Origin of the sequence: Arthrobacter sp. TB 23 (genome assembly GCF_000294595.1) — a bacterium.
Classification (GTDB): domain Bacteria; phylum Actinomycetota; class Actinomycetes; order Actinomycetales; family Micrococcaceae; genus Arthrobacter_D.
The window spans coordinates 10826-26809 of record NZ_ALPM01000108.1; the positions used below are offsets into that span (position 1 = coordinate 10826).

Below are 15984 nucleotides of genomic sequence, written 5' to 3' on the forward strand. Positions count from 1 at the left end.
CGGGGGTCGGCGAGGCGACCAGCGAGGACGTCCGCACCACCCAGCGCCGCACCCCGTCCGGTAGCGGGAAGGACTCGACAATCCCGCCCGGCTCCAGATACAGCACCGCCGTCGACCGGTCCGCCGACGAGTCAGCAAAGTCGCCCATCAGGTAGGTGTCGGGGTACCGCTGCAGCGACGCGGGGATCCCGGCGCTGGACCGCACGGTGCTCTTGCCGCCGTCGGCCCCAATGACGAGCCGCGCCTGCAGCACCTCACCGGTTGACGTGGTCACCAGCATTGACGCCCCAATGTCATGGACCGCGGTGACCGTCACGCCCCGGCGGAACACACCGGGTGCGACGGCGGCAAAGCGGGTTTCCAGCACCTGCTCGGTCCGGATCTGCGGTACCGCAAGCACAAACGGGTAGTCGCATTCCAGGCCCGCGAAGGACAGGCGGGTCACGTCGCTGCCAGCGCTGCGGGCAACCCCCGCACCGATCCTGACGCCGCGGCTGATCAGCTCATCGGCCACCCCGGCCTGGGCGAGTGACGCCAGGGCCGGCGGGTGGATGCCAATGGCTCGCGAGTGGCCGCTCCGGGTGGTCCGCTGCTCCAGGACCAGCACCTCCAGCCCGGCCTGGCGGAGCAGGATTGCCGCGAAGAGGCCCACCGGACCGCCGCCCACGACGATGACGTCATGCATGGGGCGCCCGGTGAACCAGCAGGTTGTGGGAGGGGAACCTCGCTGTGACCTCCCAGCCGGGCGGGGCGACGGACGCCAATTCGGCGGCGGTATAGCTGCGGCGGATCGAGGTCAGCCCGTCTTGCCGGATCAGGGAGCGGCGGAGCGGAAGAGTGCCGAGGGAAAACAAGAGGTAGCCCAACCGGCTACGTTCAATGTCGTTGTGCAGGGTGATCCCGCTACTCAGCTGCTCCGAGTCGGCCAGCAACGACTGCAGTTGTTCCGGCGCCAGATGGTGCAGCAGGTGGTTGGACGTCACGACGTCGAACTTCAGCCCCTCGGCCACCAGATCGGTGCTGAACGCGCGCCGGAACTTCAGCCCCAGCACGGGCGGCTGCGAGGTCGCGAACGCGTGCGCCCGGTCGTCGGGGTCGATGCCCAGTATCGAGAGTTGCAGGCCATCCCGGGCCGCCCAGCGGGCGAACGCCCGCGGCATGTCCCCGCCACCAGACCCGATATCGAGCAGGGTGCTGGGCCGCGACGGTGACAGTCGGGGGCGGATCTGTGCCGACCAGGTGCGTCGCCAGCCAGCGACCGTCGCGTTGATCAACCCGAACTGTGAGTAGGTCCGGTCCAGCAGGACCGGGTCGCAATCCGGCTTGTCCATCTCCTCCACCGCATCAGCGTCGCGGTGCGCGAGGAAACCGTTCTCGCGGAGAGCGGGGAACTGCACTCAGGGACCCACCTTGGTGAACAGTGCGGTTTCCACCGTCAGGCCGGGGCCGAACGCCATTGAGCAGATCCGCTCGTCGGCGCCGTCAAAGGGCTGCTCCAGAATGTGCTTCAACACGAACATCACGGTGGCGCTGCTCATGTTGCCGTAATCGCGGAGGGTTTCCCGCGCCGGCACCAACTGGTCCTCCTTCAGGTCCAGTTTGGCCTCCACCTTGTCCAGGATGCTCCGCCCGCCCGGGTGGATCGCCCAGTGCTCAATGTCCTTGTACTGCTTGTCGGCGAGGGTTTCGTCGCGGGCCAGCAACGGCTCCAGCGCCCCCACAATATGCTCATCGATGATGTGGGGCACGTAGGTGCCGAGCACCATCTCGAACCCTTCGTCCCCGATGTTCCACGCCATTGACTCCTCGCCGACGGGTGTCAGGACCGTCTCGAAGAAATCCAGGCTCAGGGCGGGCGCGGTGGCCTCGTATTCCCGTGCACTGATCACTGCCGCTGCCGCGCCGTCGGCGAACAGCGACGACCCAACAATGGTGTCAGGGTTGTTGGAAGACCTGACGTGCAGGGAGCACAGTTCGGCTGCGACCACCAGGACGACTGCGTCCGGCTCGGCCTCACAAAAGGACTTGGCGGCCCGCAGGGCGGGGAAGGCGGCGTAGCAGCCCATGAAGCCGAGGTGGTAGCGCTGCACGGCCGGGCTCAGCCCGAGCGCGCGAACCACCTTGTAATCCGGTCCGGGGTTGAAAAAGCCGGTGCAGGAGACGGTGATGACGTGCGTGACATCAGCCGGTTCAATGCCCTCGGCGGCTGTCAGGGCCTTGTCGGCTGCCTCGACGAACAGCTTGGTGCCCTCTTCCGCGTACACCTCATTGCGCACCTTGGTGCTGGGGGACAGGATGCGCCGTTCAGCGGAATCGAAGAAGACCGGGTTCTCGGACGGGGCGTCCAGGGTCATTTCCTTCACCGCGGTGTACCGGGTGTTGATTCCCGAGGAGTCGAAGGCCGCGCCGACCAGACGCGTCCCGAGCCGGTTCAGTCCCGGCTGCGCAGCGAAGACGTCCCTCACATCCGACTGCACCATAACGGTCTCAGGAACTGCGGTTTCTAGGGACCTCATGATTACTGTCATAGTTCATTCTTAGGGACGGGTGCCGGTAAATACAATGAGCGCCCGCCGTGGCTCGACCGGACGAGCCCGAAATCCCTACTGGTTGCCCGGGGCCGGATACTGGGCGTTGTCATTCTCCAGGAGCGCCTGGAGGTTCGTCAGAATGGGAGCCCAGCTTTTGCCCACGGCTGCCAGCTCCGCCGCCTCCGCAAGCCGGTCCTGCACGAGGCGGAACCGCACCCCGCCGCCGGCCACCTGTTCAACGTCAATCGTGATGCGGGACGCAGCATCGTCCTGAGGGTCGGTGTGCCCATCCTCGCCGGCTGGTACTTCGCGGAGCGTGTATGACAACCGCTTCGGCTCGTCTACCTCCAGCACCACCCCGTGGTGGGTGATTGTCTCCGAACTGCTCTCATAGAAGCGGATGGGGGAGCCCGGCACCCAGGTGGACTCCACCCGGCGTCCGGACCAGTAACGACGCGTCACGGCACCCTCGGTCAGAGCTTCCCACAGCCGGAGCGGGGAGGTGGCAATCTCGGTGTCGTGCACGAACGCTGGCTCAGTCATGGGTTCAGCGTAGCCCAGCGCCTGTACCGTTAAGGGCGCAAAGACTGACCAACACTCTCGCCTAGGAATGACATGCACCACACCAATCCTTTCGACCACCCGATCAGGGGTGCCGGGGTGCCAATTCTGCTGTCCCTGTGTCTTCTGCTCACCGGCTGCGCGGCCGGTGGTGCGTCCGGTGGTGCGGCCGGAAATGCAGCGACGCCAACGACGACGACGGCGCCAGCTGCGAGCGAGTCGCCCGCCGTCGACCCCAGCGTGGCGCCAAGCGTCGAGCCAACCGCCGTCGTCGAACCCGAACCGCTTGAACTGCCCCGCGGCGGCACCGACCTGTTCCCTGACTACCGGCTGGTCGGGTTCAGCGGCCATCCGACGTCCGAGGGGATGGGCCGGCTGGGGATCGGTGACATTGACGAGCGGGTCGAGGAGATGGAACTTCTTGGTGAGCAGTACGCCGACGGACGCAGCATCCTGCCGGTGCTGGAACTGATCACCGTCGTCGTGCAGGCTTCTCCCGGGGCGGACGGGCTCTACCGCGCCCCAGCCTCGGACGAGTTCATCGAGTCCTACCTGGCGGCGGCCCGGCGGCACGACGCGCTGCTGCTGCTCAATGTCCAGCCGGGACGCTCCACCATGACTGCAGAAGTTGAACGACTCGAAAAGTGGCTCCTGGAACCCGATGTGGGACTTGCGCTGGACCCGGAATGGGATATCTCCGGGGAACAGCTTCCGGGCCAGTCCTATGGGCAGACGTCAGGGGAGGAAATTGATCGGATCGCCAGGTACCTCGATGACCTGGTGGCCGAGCACCAGTTGCCCCAGAAGGCGCTGGTGTTCCACCAGGTTGCCCCGTCAGTGGTGACCAACGAGGGTGCGGTGGGTGAATACGACGGCGTCGAGGTGATCAAGAGTGTCGACGGGATCGGTGCGCCCGGCGCGAAAATTGAGACCTACAACCAGTTGATGCTGGAACTCCCGCCGACAGTGAATCCCGGCTTCAAACTCTTCTTCGAAGAAGACACCGTTCACGGCGCGCTGATGCTGCCACCGGAGGTCCTCGGATTGCAGCCCAAACCGGATTACGTGCTTTACGAGTAGGGGCTTGGCGGGAGATGTTGCGTGGCTCACCAAACCGCACCGCCACCGGATACGAAGAACAGGTAAGCGCAGGCCGGAGTCTTGGCCGCGTCCGGTGGCACTAAAACCCGAGAGCATGAGGACCCATGGCAAGCAGAACCGCAACGATCCTGGGCAGCTCAGTGCTCGCCGTCGGCCTGATCTCCGGGTGCGGCGGCATGGAAGAGAACCCGTTGAACGTCAATGGTGCGTCGCCGGAACAGGCGGTCGCGGACGCTTCCGAGACCGAAGTCATTGCGGCATCGCTCGGCGAGGATCCGCTCCAACTCGGCGTCAACGGTGCCAAGCTCTGCTCGGTCCAGCCTGCACTCGGCTACCAGGAATACACGGTCCTGATCCACAACGAGACGCTCGAATCGTTCACGATCGACGACGTCAGCCTCGGTTCGCCCTCCGGCGTCACCCTGAACTCCGCGGAAGTCACGCCAGCCAATCGGGGCGGTCACGGGACCCATGGCATGGAGGACGGGACGGTCATGGGCGGCGGCGATGAGCACACCGAGGCGCACGGCTCAGGCGACATGGCCGACATGGGGGATATGCCCCAGAATGTGTTCTTCACTGAACCCGTCCCCGCTGTCGGCTACGAGATCTCCACCCTGGAGTATCTCAACGTGGTGGTCTCGGTTTCCCTCGACGACGACGCCGACAGGGGGACCTCCGAGTACGTCGAGATTGACTACTCCACGGCAGACGGATCGTTTACCGGCAAGCATCCGCTGGTCATCACCATGGACCAGGATTCCTGCGCCTAGCCGATAGCTGGGAAGAGTTCGCGGCGCAGATGCCGCGAGTCCTCGGAGGGTAGCACCACTGTTTCAGGGCGGGAACTCCGCGCCGGTTGGAACGCAGCCCCCACCGTAGGCGACAATGGCTCACGTGCCACATCTGACTTCTGACGCCACCATCTTTGACCTCCTCGCCGACGAACTCGGAGTCCGTGCCTGGCAGGTGAAGGCCGCGGTGGACCTCCTCGACGCCGGTTCGACTGTCCCTTTCATGGCCCGATACCGCAAGGAGGCCACCGGTTCACTCGACGACACCCAACTCCGGACCCTCGACGAGCGGCTGAGGTACCTGCGCGAACTGCAGGACCGCCGTCGGGCCATCCTCGACTCGATCGAGGCGCAGGGGAAGCTCACCGATCAGTTGCGTGCCGCTATTGCGGGCGCCGATACCAAATCCCGCCTCGAGGACATCTACCTGCCCTTCAAGACCAAACGACGGACCAAGGCACAGATTGCCCGGGAGGCGGGGCTGGAACCGCTTGCTGACGCGCTGGTGAGGAACCCGTCCCTGGACCCCGCGGCCGAGGCGGCCAGGTACGTCACCGGCGATGTTCCCGATGCTGAGGAAGCGCTGGCCGGCGCCCGGTCGATCCTGGTGGAACGCGCCGGCCAGGACGCTGACCTGCTGACCTCGGCCCGGGAGAGACTCTGGAAACAAGGCCTCATGCGGTCGAAGGTCCGGGCAGGTAAGGAAGCCGAGGGCCAGAAATTTGCCGACTATTTCCAGTTCGCCCAGGCCCCGTCCACCATGCCCTCGCATCGCGTTCTCGCCCTGTTCCGCGGCGAGAAAGAGGGCGTGCTGGAGTTGGCCATCGCCGAGGGAGACCCGGCAGACGCTGAAGAGTTCGCCAAGGCGCGCACCCGGTACGAAAACTCGGTGGCGGCGGTGCTGGGAATTGCCCCTGCCGGCCGCCCCGCAGATGCCTGGCTCGCCCAGACGGTCCAGCAATCGTGGCGCCGGATTCTGGCCAAACTATCGCTGGACCTCCGAGTGCGCCTGTTCGCTGCCGCTGAGACCGAGGCGGTGCGGGTCTTCGCCGCCAATCTCAGGGACGTCCTCCTCGCGGCGCCAGCAGGCGGTAGGACCACGCTGGGGCTTGACCCGGGGCTCCGCACCGGCGTCAAGGTGGCGGTGGTCGACGGCACCGGCAAGGCTGTTGCCACCGATACCGTGTACCCGCACGCTCCCCTGAAGAAGTGGGATGCTGCGCTCGCGTCACTCGCGAAACTGGTCACGGACCACGACGTCGAACTCATCGCGATCGGCAACGGAACCGCTTCACGGGAAACTGACAAGCTCTCCACCGAGTTGATCAAGCGGATGCCCGAGCGGAAGCTGCAGAAACTGGTGGTGTCCGAGGCCGGTGCGTCGGTGTACTCGGCGTCGGCCTTGGCCTCGGCCGAGCTGCCGGACCTTGACGTGTCCCTGCGGGGTGCGGTGTCAATTGCGCGCCGCCTGCAGGACCCCCTCGCCGAACTGGTGAAAATCGACCCCAAATCCATTGGTGTGGGCCAGTACCAGCACGACGTGACAGCAGCCAACCTGGAGCGGTCCCTGAACGCGGTCATCGAAGACTGCGTCAACGCGGTGGGAGTGGACGTGAACACTGCCTCACCGTCGCTCCTCAGCCGGGTGGCTGGCGTCGGAGGGCTGCTCAGCGAAAACATTGTGGCCCACCGCGACGCCAACGGCCGCTTCACCCGGCGCGCGGATCTCCTGAAGGTGCCACGGCTCGGGGCCAAGGCCTACGAGCAATGCGCAGGCTTCCTGCGGGTCTCGGGCGGCTCGGAGCCCCTCGACGCCTCAAGCGTCCACCCGGAAGCCTACGGTGTGGCGCGGAAGATTCTCAGCCAGGGCGGCACCGCCCTGCGGGAACTGGACCTGACGGCTTTCGTGGACGACACCTTCGGGCTTCCCACCATCAAGGACATCGTTGCGGAGCTGGAGAAACCCGGACGGGATCCGCGGCCCGAATTTGTGACTGCGTCCTTCTCCGAGGGCGTCGAGAAGATTTCCGATCTCAAACCCGGCATGACCCTCGACGGAGTGGTGACCAATGTTGCAGCCTTCGGTGCATTCGTCGACGTCGGAGTGCATCAGGACGGGTTGGTCCACATCTCGGCTATGGCGAACCGTTTCATCAGCGACCCGCACGAGGTGGTGAAGTCGGGGCAGGTCGTCAAGGTCAAGGTGCTGGAGGCTGACCCGGAGCGCAAACGGATTGCCTTGACACTGCGCCTTGACGACGAGCCGGGCGGGGGACCCCAAAGCAGCCGACCAGAGAAACCGCGGCCGGATAGGGGAGCGGTCAAGCCGCGTGCGGCAAAGCCACCCGCAGCGCGTACCCCTGCGCCGCCCGCCAACTCCGCGATGGCCGATGCGCTGAAGAAGGCGGGCCTGGCCTAGCGCCCCGGACCCCCAACGCACAACGACGACGCCCAACGCACAACGACGACCCTCAACGTACAACGACGACGGCGGCCGGCCNCCCGGGCGGCCGCCGTCGTCGTTGTGCAGTTGTTTACAGCGTGAGGCTATGAGGCCGGGAGCTGCAGAACATCACCGGTGAAGATGAGGTCAGCGTGAATGATGGTGTCGGCGTTGGCTTCGTACAGTGCCTGCCAGCCACCAACAACGCCCAGCTTGGCGGCGATGGTGCTGAGGGTGTCGCCGGACTCGATGGTGTAGGTGTCGCCGCTGAGTGCGGGAGCTGCAACGGGAGCCGCCGCCACAGGAGCCTGAGCAACTGGTGCCTGAGCAACTGGTGCCTGGACTACGGGAGCCTGAGCAACCGGTGCTGGGGCAACCTGAGGCTGGATCTGCTCAGCCTGCGCCTGGACTGGTGCCTGTGCAACAGGTGCCTGCTGCATTGGCTGGGCCGATGGGTTCGCTCCACCGCTCAAGCCGAGCTTGGCCGAGCACGCTGGCCATGCACCCCAGCCCTGACCCTGCAGAACGTTCTCTGCTACGGCAATCTGCTGCTCGCGGCTGGCGTCCTGAGGGGCGCCTTGTCCGCCGAATCCTGCCCAGGTGGAGGGGGTGAACTGGAGGCCGCCGGAGAAGCCGTTTCCGGTGTTGATGCCCCAGTTTCCGCCACTCTCGCACTGTGCGAGGGCGTCCCAGGTGCTGCCGGGGGCTGCGTTAGCCACTCCAGCTGATGCTCCGAGGCCGAGGCCGGCAAGAGCGATGACTGCTACGCCGCGGCGCGCGTTAGTGCTGAATTTTTGGTTCTTCATGGGTCTGATGCTCCGAAAGGCCACCAACGCTAGTTCCGTCCCCGGACATTTTTGCGCCGCTGCTCGCCTCGACTGTTTTTGTGGTCAGGTCTTTGGTGGCTGCCGGACGAGCAACGTCGGGTGGATTGGCAGCACCGGGCATATCGAGCTGCTGTTCGAAGAACTAAGCAGCGGGTTGTTTCCCTGGACGGGTTATTGTCTACGGTAGAACAGATTTCAATCGTTGCCAAATCGAGACATGGCGATGCTTGACGAGAGGGTGGGAAAAGGGATGGTTTTGGGTGGTCAAACACTGACCTGTTTGGTGCCGATGCGGTGGTCCGACATGGACGCCTACGGGCACATCAACAATGTACAGGTGCTACGGCTTCTGGAGGAAGCGAGAATCCACGCTTTCGGGGCTCCCGGCGGGACGGGAGCCGAGGGTGACCAGCCGCCGGTTGCACTGTTTTCCTCGGTCAATCCGGGCACTCAGGCGCTCGTGGTCGAGCACCGGGTCAGGTTTGTGGACACCCTCGATTACCGCAACGTTCCGGCGCGGATCGATGTCTGGGTGAGTGCCCTCAAACCGGCCAGTTTCACCCTCTCCTACCTGGTCCTCGACCCCCTCACCGGGGTGGCCTGTGTGAAGGCGGAAACGATCCTCGCCTTTGTCGACACGAACTCAGGGAGCGTCCTACGGCTCAGCGAGGAGCAGAAGGACGCCCTGGCGCCGTACAGAGGTGCTTCGCTGTTCCCCTGACATACCCGGCCGCTGGCACCTGACACGCAAGGCTGCGGGAACCAGAAGTGGTGCCCGCAGCCCAGGTGCGTCCTACGCAGCCACGTACCCGTGAGGATCGAGCACGTACTTGGTGGCGGCACCGGCGTCGAACTCCTGATAGCCGCGAGGTGCGTCAGTCAGACCGATCGCCTTGGCGTTCACCGCCTTGGCAATCTGCACCTTGTCATGCAGGATCGCCATCATGAGGCCCCGGTTGTACTTCATCACCGGACACTGGCCGGTGGTGAAGGACAGGGACTTGGCCCAGCCGGTTCCGAGGCTGATGGACAGGGACCCGACCTTCGCGGCGTCGTCCACGGCTCCCGGGTCACCCGTCACATACAGGCCAGGGATGCCCAGTGCGCCGCCTGCAGCGGTGAGGCTCATCAGCGAGTTGAGCACCGTGGCAGGCGCCTCGTGGGATGCATCAGACCCGTGGCCGCGCGCCTCGAAGCCCACCGCATCCACACCACAATCCACCTCGGGCACACCGATCAGTTGCTCGATTTGATCCTTCGGATCGCCCTTGGATACGTCCACGGTCTCGCAGCCGAAACTGCGAGCCTGCGCCAGGCGTTCCTCGTTGAGGTCGCCGACGATCACCACAGCGGCACCGAGCAGCTGCGCCGATACAGCTGCTGCAAGGCCAACAGGGCCCGCACCAGCAACATAGACCGTGGAGCCAACGCCCACCCCCGCGGAGACCGCGCCGTGGAATCCCGTGGGGAAAATGTCCGAGAGCATGGTCAGGTCCAGGATTTTCTCCAAGGCCTGATCCCGGTCCGGGAATTTGAGTAGATTCCAGTCGGCGTAGGGCACCAGGACGTACTCCGCCTGGCCTCCCACCCAGCCGCCCATGTCCACGTACCCGTAGGCACTTCCCGGGCGGTCAGGGTTCACATTCAGGCAGATACCCGTCTTGCGTTCCTTGCAGTTTCGGCAGCGTCCGCAGGCAATGTTGAAGGGCACCGAACAGATGTCGCCCACCTTGATGAATTCGACGTCGCGGCCTACCTCAACGACTTCGCCGGTGATCTCATGGCCCAGCACCAGATCGGAGGGGGCAGTGGTACGGCCCCGGACCATGTGCTGGTCGGAGCCGCAAATATTCGTAGTGACAGTCTTGAGGATGACACCGTGGTGCACCTGACGGCCCACATTGGCCGGGTTCACTCCTGGTCCATCTTTTAGCTCGAAGGTGGGATAGTCAATATCGATGACCTCCACTTTCCCGGGTCCTTTGTAAGCAACGGCTTTGTTTCCAGGCATGAGCTTCCCTTCCGTTTCCGAACAGCCCTGTCGTCGGTGACCGGGCCCATAGTGAACGTATCGTGATCCGGGTTGCACCAAGGTTGCAAGAAGGTTGCAATCGCCTTAAACCAGATTGCCTTGCACCAACAGAGTCGGTGCAAGGCAACATTTATGATCTGGGCCGTAGGCCGCTGATTAGATATTGGTTGATTGGCCACCTCCACGGGTCCGGGCGATATGCACAATAGCTACGGCGCCCGCGACCAACGCGAGAACCAGATGCATCCAGTTACCCGCCGCATTGAAGGACAGGAAGTTGGCCGTCGAGTTGAGGTCGATGACCACCCCGTAGATCCACATGATCAAAAACAGGGCACCGCTGCCCAGCAGGAAATTGCGGGCACCGAAGCTGTCCCTGCTCATGATGATCCCGGCTGCTCCGACAACCAGATAGACGAGGTTGAGCAGGATGGACACCTGGAAGACGCCGAAGAGTAGCGCCTCCGAGCCGCTGGCGACGGCCAGCGAACCATACTGTGTCGTTAGTCCTGGCACAAAGGCCAGAACGCCCAAAAGCAGAAAGACTACTCCCATTCCCATTGAGCCAGCGCGAACAAGCTCATGGGTCACATGAAAGTCACGTGCATGGTGTGATGCGGTAGTCATTTCCCCTCCCTTGGATCGAGAAAAGAACCTGATGAAATTGGAATCTATTCGCCGGGCTTTTACAGGGCCGCTGGCAGTGGTGTGACTACCGTGCCAGCACTTCTATTTTACCGCTGGTAGAGGAAGCCGGATAGGACGAAAGACCTGAAAATACCGCGAAAATATCCTCCCGGACCGTACCCATTGGACCTAAGGATGCTTAGTATGTAGGTACCGTTCAGACATTCCTTACAAGGAGGTAAGAAAGTGTCAGGCTACTTCAAAATAGTGGATGCGCACGACGGCGGATACCGGATCAAACTCATGGCAGGAGACGGCGCGCTGGTGGCTGTTTCCACCTACTACCAGACGAAACCCGAAGCGGTCGCAGGCATCGAAGAAATGCGCGAAATTGCCGGCACCGGGCCGGTCGCCGATCAGAGCCACAGTTACCACCCCAGCGCGAATGCGGCGGGAAAACAGGCCTTCAGTGGGCAGCGCCGCTGACCAGGTCAGGTGTTTGGAGGTCCTCAGCCGGCGGTGTTGAGTCTCCGCGTCAGGTAGGGCGCGGTTCGGCTGACAGTGCTGTCAGCGACCGACGACGGCGTCCCTTCGGCCACGATCCGGCCGCCGTCGTCGCCGCCGGAAGGACCCAGGTCCAGCACCCAGTCCGCCGCGGCGATCACCGACATGTCGTGTTCGACGACGACGACGGTGTTGCCGGCGTCGACCAGGTTGTTCAGCTGCGTCAGCAGCAGCTGCACGTCCGACGGGTGTAGCCCGGTGGTGGGCTCATCCAGGAGATACAGGGTGTGGCCGCGGCGGGCACGTTGCAGCTCGGTGGCGAGCTTGATACGTTGCGCCTCACCGCCGGAGAGCTCGGTGGCCGGCTGGCCGAGCCGCAGATAGCCCAACCCCACCTGGCGGAGCGTGGTGAGGCTGCGTGCAGCCGCCGGAACGTCGGCGAGGAATTCCGCGGCGGCGTCGACGGTAAGTCCGAGGACATCGGCGATGGTCCGGCCCTGATAAGTGATCTCAAGGGTCTCCGGGTTGTAGCGCGCTCCGTCGCAGGTGGGGCACGGCCCGTAACTGCCGGGCAGGAACAAAAGCTCGACCGAGACGAATCCCTCGCCGAGACACGTCTCGCAACGGCCGCCGGTCACATTGAAGGAGAATCGACCGGCTCCGTACCCGCGGGCTTTGGCTTCGTCGGTGGCGGCGTACAGCTTGCGGACGGCGTCAAACAGGCCCGTGTAGGTGGCGAGGTTGGACCGGGGGGTCCTGCCGATCGGGCGCTGATCCACCCGGACCAGCCGGTCGATCAGGTCGAGGCCTTCCACATGGCCCACGGTCATGTGGTCCCCGGGTGCGCAGTCGCGGTCGCTGCCGTCGTCGTCGGAATCCTCCGCCGGGGCGCCCGCCCGCAGGTAATCGTTGACGACGTCGGCAAGCACCTGGGAGACCAGCGTGGACTTGCCGGAGCCGGAGACACCGGTAACGGCGGTCAGCACGTTGAGGGGTATGGCCGCGTCAAGGCCGCGGAGGTTGTGCCGGGTGATGTCGCTGAGCGTGAGCCAGCGGCTGGGTTCCCGCAGTGCTGCACGGGCGGCGGGTGGCGCTTGTTCCGGGAAGAGGAACGGGCGGGTGACTGAGGCTTCGACGTCGGCCAGTCCCGCCACAGCACCGCTGTAGAGGACTGCGCCGCCAGCTTCGCCGGCTTTGGGTCCCACGTCGACCACCCAGTCCGCGCTGCGGACCACGTCCATGTCGTGTTCCACCACGAACACCGAGTTACCCGAGGATTTGAGCTGCTGCAGGACCTCCAGCAGCGGTTCCGCGTCGGCGGGATGCTGACCAGCCGAGGGTTCGTCGAGGACGTAGATCACGCCGAACAGGCCGGAACGGAGCTGGGTTGCGATGCGCAACCGCTGCATCTCACCGGGGGACAGGGTGGGGGTGGGTCGACGGAGACTGAGGTAGCCCAGCCCCAGGTCCAGCAGCACGCTGACGCGCTGGTGCAGGTCCTTGGTCAGGGTGACGGCAACCTCCGTGGTTTCGCCGGAACTCAGGGCGCGTGAGCTGGATCCCGCGTGCTGCAGGGTGGCGGTGGGTTCAACGATCGCTGCGAGCTCGGCCAAGGGGACGGCGGTGAGCTCGGCGATCGAGTACCCGGCGAAGGTCACGGCGAGCGCGGCCTGTTGCAGGCCGCTGCCCTCGCACAGCGGGCAGGGGCCGCTGTGCATGAATTGGAGGACACGTTCCCTCATCGACTGGCTGGAGGAGTCGGCGAGCGTGTGGAGCACATAGCTCTTCGCGCTCCAGAAGCGGCCCTTATAGGGCTTGGCGACCCGGTCCCGCTGGGGGGTGACCTGGACAACCGGCTGCTCCTCGGTGAAAAGGATCCAGTCACGGGATTCCTTCGGGAGCTGGTGCCACGGGGTGTCGATGTCGTGACCAAGTTCACCCAGGACGTCGCGAAGGTTTTTGCCCTGCCAGGCTCCCGGCCAGGCGGCGATGGCGCCGTCGCGAATGGTCAGGGACGTGTCGGGAACAAGGGATTCCTCGCTGACGGTGTGGGCGATGCCCAGGCCGTGGCACTGCGGGCAGGCGCCGGCGGCGGTGTTGGGGGAGAAGGAATCGGAGTCCAGCGACTCGGCGCCCTCAGGGTAGGTACCCGCCCGGGAGAAAAGCATCCGCACCGAGTTGGACAGGGTGGTGACGGTGCCCACCGTCGAGCGGGAGCTGGGTGTGCCGCGGCGTTGCTGGAGGGCGACGGCGGGCGGCAGACCGGTGATTTCGTCGACCCGCGGGTTGGAACCCTGCTGGATCAGACGACGCGCGTAGGGGGCGACGGATTCGAAGAACCGGCGCTGCGCTTCGGCGTAGATGGTGCCGAAGGCGAGTGAGGATTTCCCCGAGCCGGAGACACCGGTGAAGGCGACAATTGCATCCCGTGGCACGTCGACACTCACGTTGCGGAGATTGTTTTCCCGAGCTCCGCGCACCTGGACAAATCCGGTGGTGGGGGTGGCTGCGGGCAGGTCGGCTGATAGTTGTTGACTCACCCCTTCGACTTTAGCCCTCCAACAGGCCCCGGATGTCGTCGGCGGTCAGGGCTGAGCTGAAGACGGCGTCATCATCGAGCACCGAACTGAACAGTTTGGCCTTCTGTTCCTTGAGCTTCATCACCTTTTCCTCGATGGTGCCGGTGGCTACCATCCGGTAGACCATGACGTTGCGGGTCTGGCCGATGCGGTGGGTGCGGTCGACGGCCTGCGCTTCGGTGGCGGGATTCCACCACGGGTCGAGGAGGAACACATAGTCGGCTTCGGTGAGGTTCAGGCCGAACCCGCCGGCCTTGAGGCTGATCAGGAACACCGGCGCCCGGCCGTCCTTAAACTTGTTGATCACGTCCCCGCGGCGCAGGGTGGACCCGTCGAGGTAGCTGTACTCGATCCCCTGGGCAGTTAGCCGCTCGGCGGCTTTTTTCAGGAACGAGGTGAACTGGCTGAACACCAGGGCCCGGTGCCCCTCGGCCACCACATCCTCGAGCTGTTCAAACAGGACGTCGAGCTTCGCCGACGGGACGCCGTCGTACGCCTGATCCACCAGCGAGGCGTCCAGGCTCAGCATCCGCAGCAGGGTGAGGGACCTGAAGACGATCATCCGGTTGCGGTCCAGGTCCTCGATCAGGCCGAGCAGTTTTTGGCGTTCGCGCTGCAGGTGGGTCTGGTAGATCTTCCGGTGCCGGGGATGCAGCTCAACCTCCAGGACCTGCTCCTGTTTAGGGGGCAGGTCAGAGGCGACAGCCTCCTTGGTGCGCCGCATCAGCAGCGGCCTGATCCTGCGGCGCAGGCGGGCGAGGCGTTCGGTGTTGCCGGACTTCTCGATCGGGTTGCGGTAGTCCTCGGTGAACCGGCGGGCCGACGGGAACAGGCCCGGCGCGGTGATGGAGAACAGCGACCACAGCTCCATCAGGTTGTTCTCCATCGGCGTGCCGGTAATGGCGAGCTTGAACGGCGCCGAGAATTCCTTGGCGCACAGGTGCACCTTGGCGGTACGGTTCTTCACGAATTGCGCCTCGTCGAGGATCAGGCCCGCCCATTCCGGTGCCTGGTAGCCCTCGAAGTCGAGCCTGAACAGGGTGTAGGAGGTGACGACGACGTCGGCCCCCGCCGTCAGGGCCGCCAGATCGCTGCCGCTTTTCGCCTGGGTGTCGGTGACCCCGACGACGGCGAGGCCAGGGGCGAAGTGCTGGGCCTCGGAAACCCAATTGGGGACCACGGAGGTGGGTGCGACGACGAGGAAGGGTTTGGTTTCGCCGGTTTCTTTGGCATGGGTGAGCAGTGCGAGGGTTTGCAGGGTCTTGCCGAGGCCCATGTCGTCGCCCAGGACCCCGCCGAGCCCGTGGTGGTAGAGGAACGCCAGCCAGTTGAAGCCGTCCTGCTGGTATGGGCGGAGCGTGGCGACCAGGGTGGCCGGCAGGGAAGTGGGGGTGATTTCCTGCAGGTCGTTCAGCCCTGCGACAGCGCTCCGCCAGCCCTGAGCCTCCTCGGTTTCCTCCGCCAGGTCCTCGAACTCGGCCCATAGCCCCGCCTGATACCGGCTGATCTTCAGGCCGGGCTCCCACTCGTTGAGCGCGCGGGCCTCTTCGATCAGCTCGCGGAGCTGCTCGAAGACGGGCTGGTCCATGGACAGGTAACTGTTGTCCACCAGCTTGATCTTCTTTTTCCCCTGCGCGAGGGCCCGGAAAATGTGGTCGAAGGGGATCTTGCGCCCCTGCACTGTCACGAGTACGCCGAGGTCAAACCAGTCGCGGTTGTCGGTTTCGACTGTGGTGATGGTCAGCTGGGCCGGCTCGGTCAATTCCTCGTAGGTGGGTTGCTCGCCGATCACGTCAACCCTGACGCCAGCCAGTTCCTGGAGCCTGGGCAGAGTGTCTTCGGTGAACTCGACGGCAGCCATGTCCTCGAGGGTGAGCGCCTGGAGCGGGGTGGTTCCGAGGTGGGCACGCGCGGTGCGGCTGATCTCCGCTTCGGCGGACGCGTCCCGATAGTCCTGCGCGCCGGGTTCCGGTCGCAGCGGCTTG

Annotated in this window: 13 protein-coding genes and 1 pseudogene; 5 read left to right on the forward strand and 9 right to left on the reverse strand. The window is 64.8% G+C overall.

What is annotated here, in order from left to right:
• The 4 genes and pseudogenes from B384_RS21315 to B384_RS20850 all read right to left on the reverse strand — a co-directional run.
• Positions 1–685 (reverse strand): annotated as a pseudogene (locus tag B384_RS21315) (FAD-dependent oxidoreductase); the annotation flags it as partial.
• Positions 678–1397 carry a methyltransferase domain-containing protein gene (locus tag B384_RS0114720; protein WP_019483867.1) on the reverse strand — a complete coding sequence of 240 codons (720 nt, stop codon included), beginning with the start codon at positions 1395–1397 and terminating at the stop codon, positions 678–680. The gene B384_RS0114720 and the pseudogene B384_RS21315, both read right to left, overlap by 8 nt.
• The gene (locus B384_RS0114725) at positions 1398–2528 is read right to left on the reverse strand and encodes a type III polyketide synthase (RefSeq protein WP_024476268.1); all 1131 of its coding nucleotides are present in this window, start codon (positions 2526–2528) and stop codon (positions 1398–1400) included.
• A 75-nt stretch (positions 2529–2603) separates the two neighbouring features.
• Positions 2604–3074 (reverse strand): SRPBCC domain-containing protein, encoded by a 471-nt coding sequence (locus B384_RS20850; protein WP_019483869.1) that lies wholly within the window; start codon positions 3072–3074, stop codon positions 2604–2606.
• A 72-nt stretch (positions 3075–3146) separates the two neighbouring features.
• Between B384_RS20850 and B384_RS0114735 the strand changes: the two genes are divergently transcribed.
• The 3 genes from B384_RS0114735 to B384_RS0114745 all read left to right on the forward strand — a co-directional run bounded on the left by B384_RS0114735 (position 3147) and on the right by B384_RS0114745 (position 7406).
• The gene (locus tag B384_RS0114735; RefSeq protein WP_019483870.1) at positions 3147–4172 is read left to right on the forward strand and encodes a hypothetical protein; all 1026 of its coding nucleotides are present in this window, start codon (positions 3147–3149) and stop codon (positions 4170–4172) included.
• Positions 4173–4297: 125 nt separating this feature from the next.
• Positions 4298–4966, forward strand: coding sequence for a hypothetical protein (locus tag B384_RS0114740; protein WP_019483871.1), 669 nt, complete (start codon positions 4298–4300; stop codon positions 4964–4966).
• Between the two features lie 115 nt (positions 4967–5081).
• Entirely contained in the window at positions 5082–7406 is a 2325-nt protein-coding gene (locus B384_RS0114745) for a Tex family protein (RefSeq protein WP_019483872.1), read from the forward strand.
• A gap of 128 nt (positions 7407–7534) precedes the next feature.
• Here B384_RS0114745 and B384_RS0114750 read toward each other — a convergent pair whose 3' ends face one another.
• A complete protein-coding gene (locus tag B384_RS0114750; RefSeq protein ID WP_019483873.1) occupies positions 7535–8236 on the reverse strand; it encodes a LysM peptidoglycan-binding domain-containing protein in 702 nt (233 codons plus the stop codon).
• Positions 8237–8507: 271 nt separating this feature from the next.
• On the opposite strand from B384_RS0114750, the gene B384_RS0114755 reads away from it, so the two are divergent.
• On the forward strand, positions 8508–8978 hold the full coding sequence (locus B384_RS0114755; RefSeq protein WP_019483874.1) for a thioesterase family protein: 471 nt from the start codon (positions 8508–8510) through the stop codon (positions 8976–8978).
• Between the two features lie 72 nt (positions 8979–9050).
• Here the strand turns inward: B384_RS0114755 and fdhA are convergent, their stop codons facing one another.
• Both fdhA and B384_RS0114765 read right to left on the reverse strand, forming a co-directional pair.
• Positions 9051–10268, reverse strand: a complete 1218-nt coding sequence (gene fdhA, locus B384_RS0114760) for a formaldehyde dehydrogenase, glutathione-independent (RefSeq protein ID WP_019483875.1) — start codon at positions 10266–10268, stop codon at positions 9051–9053.
• 177 nt (positions 10269–10445) lie between these two features.
• On the reverse strand, positions 10446–10916 hold the full coding sequence (locus B384_RS0114765; protein WP_019483876.1) for a DUF4383 domain-containing protein: 471 nt from the start codon (positions 10914–10916) through the stop codon (positions 10446–10448).
• A gap of 246 nt (positions 10917–11162) precedes the next feature.
• Between B384_RS0114765 and B384_RS19150 the strand changes: the two genes are divergently transcribed.
• Positions 11163–11402 (forward strand): YegP family protein, encoded by a 240-nt coding sequence (locus B384_RS19150; RefSeq protein WP_019483877.1) that lies wholly within the window; start codon positions 11163–11165, stop codon positions 11400–11402.
• A 23-nt stretch (positions 11403–11425) separates the two neighbouring features.
• Here the strand turns inward: B384_RS19150 and uvrA are convergent, their stop codons facing one another.
• Both uvrA and B384_RS0114780 read right to left on the reverse strand, forming a co-directional pair.
• Positions 11426–13960 carry an excinuclease ABC subunit UvrA gene (uvrA, locus tag B384_RS0114775; RefSeq protein ID WP_019483878.1) on the reverse strand — a complete coding sequence of 845 codons (2535 nt, stop codon included), beginning with the start codon at positions 13958–13960 and terminating at the stop codon, positions 11426–11428.
• 10 nt (positions 13961–13970) lie between these two features.
• Positions 13971–15984, reverse strand: a 2014-nt coding sequence (locus B384_RS0114780; protein ID WP_019483879.1) for a DEAD/DEAH box helicase, incomplete at its 5' end; no start/stop codon positions are given.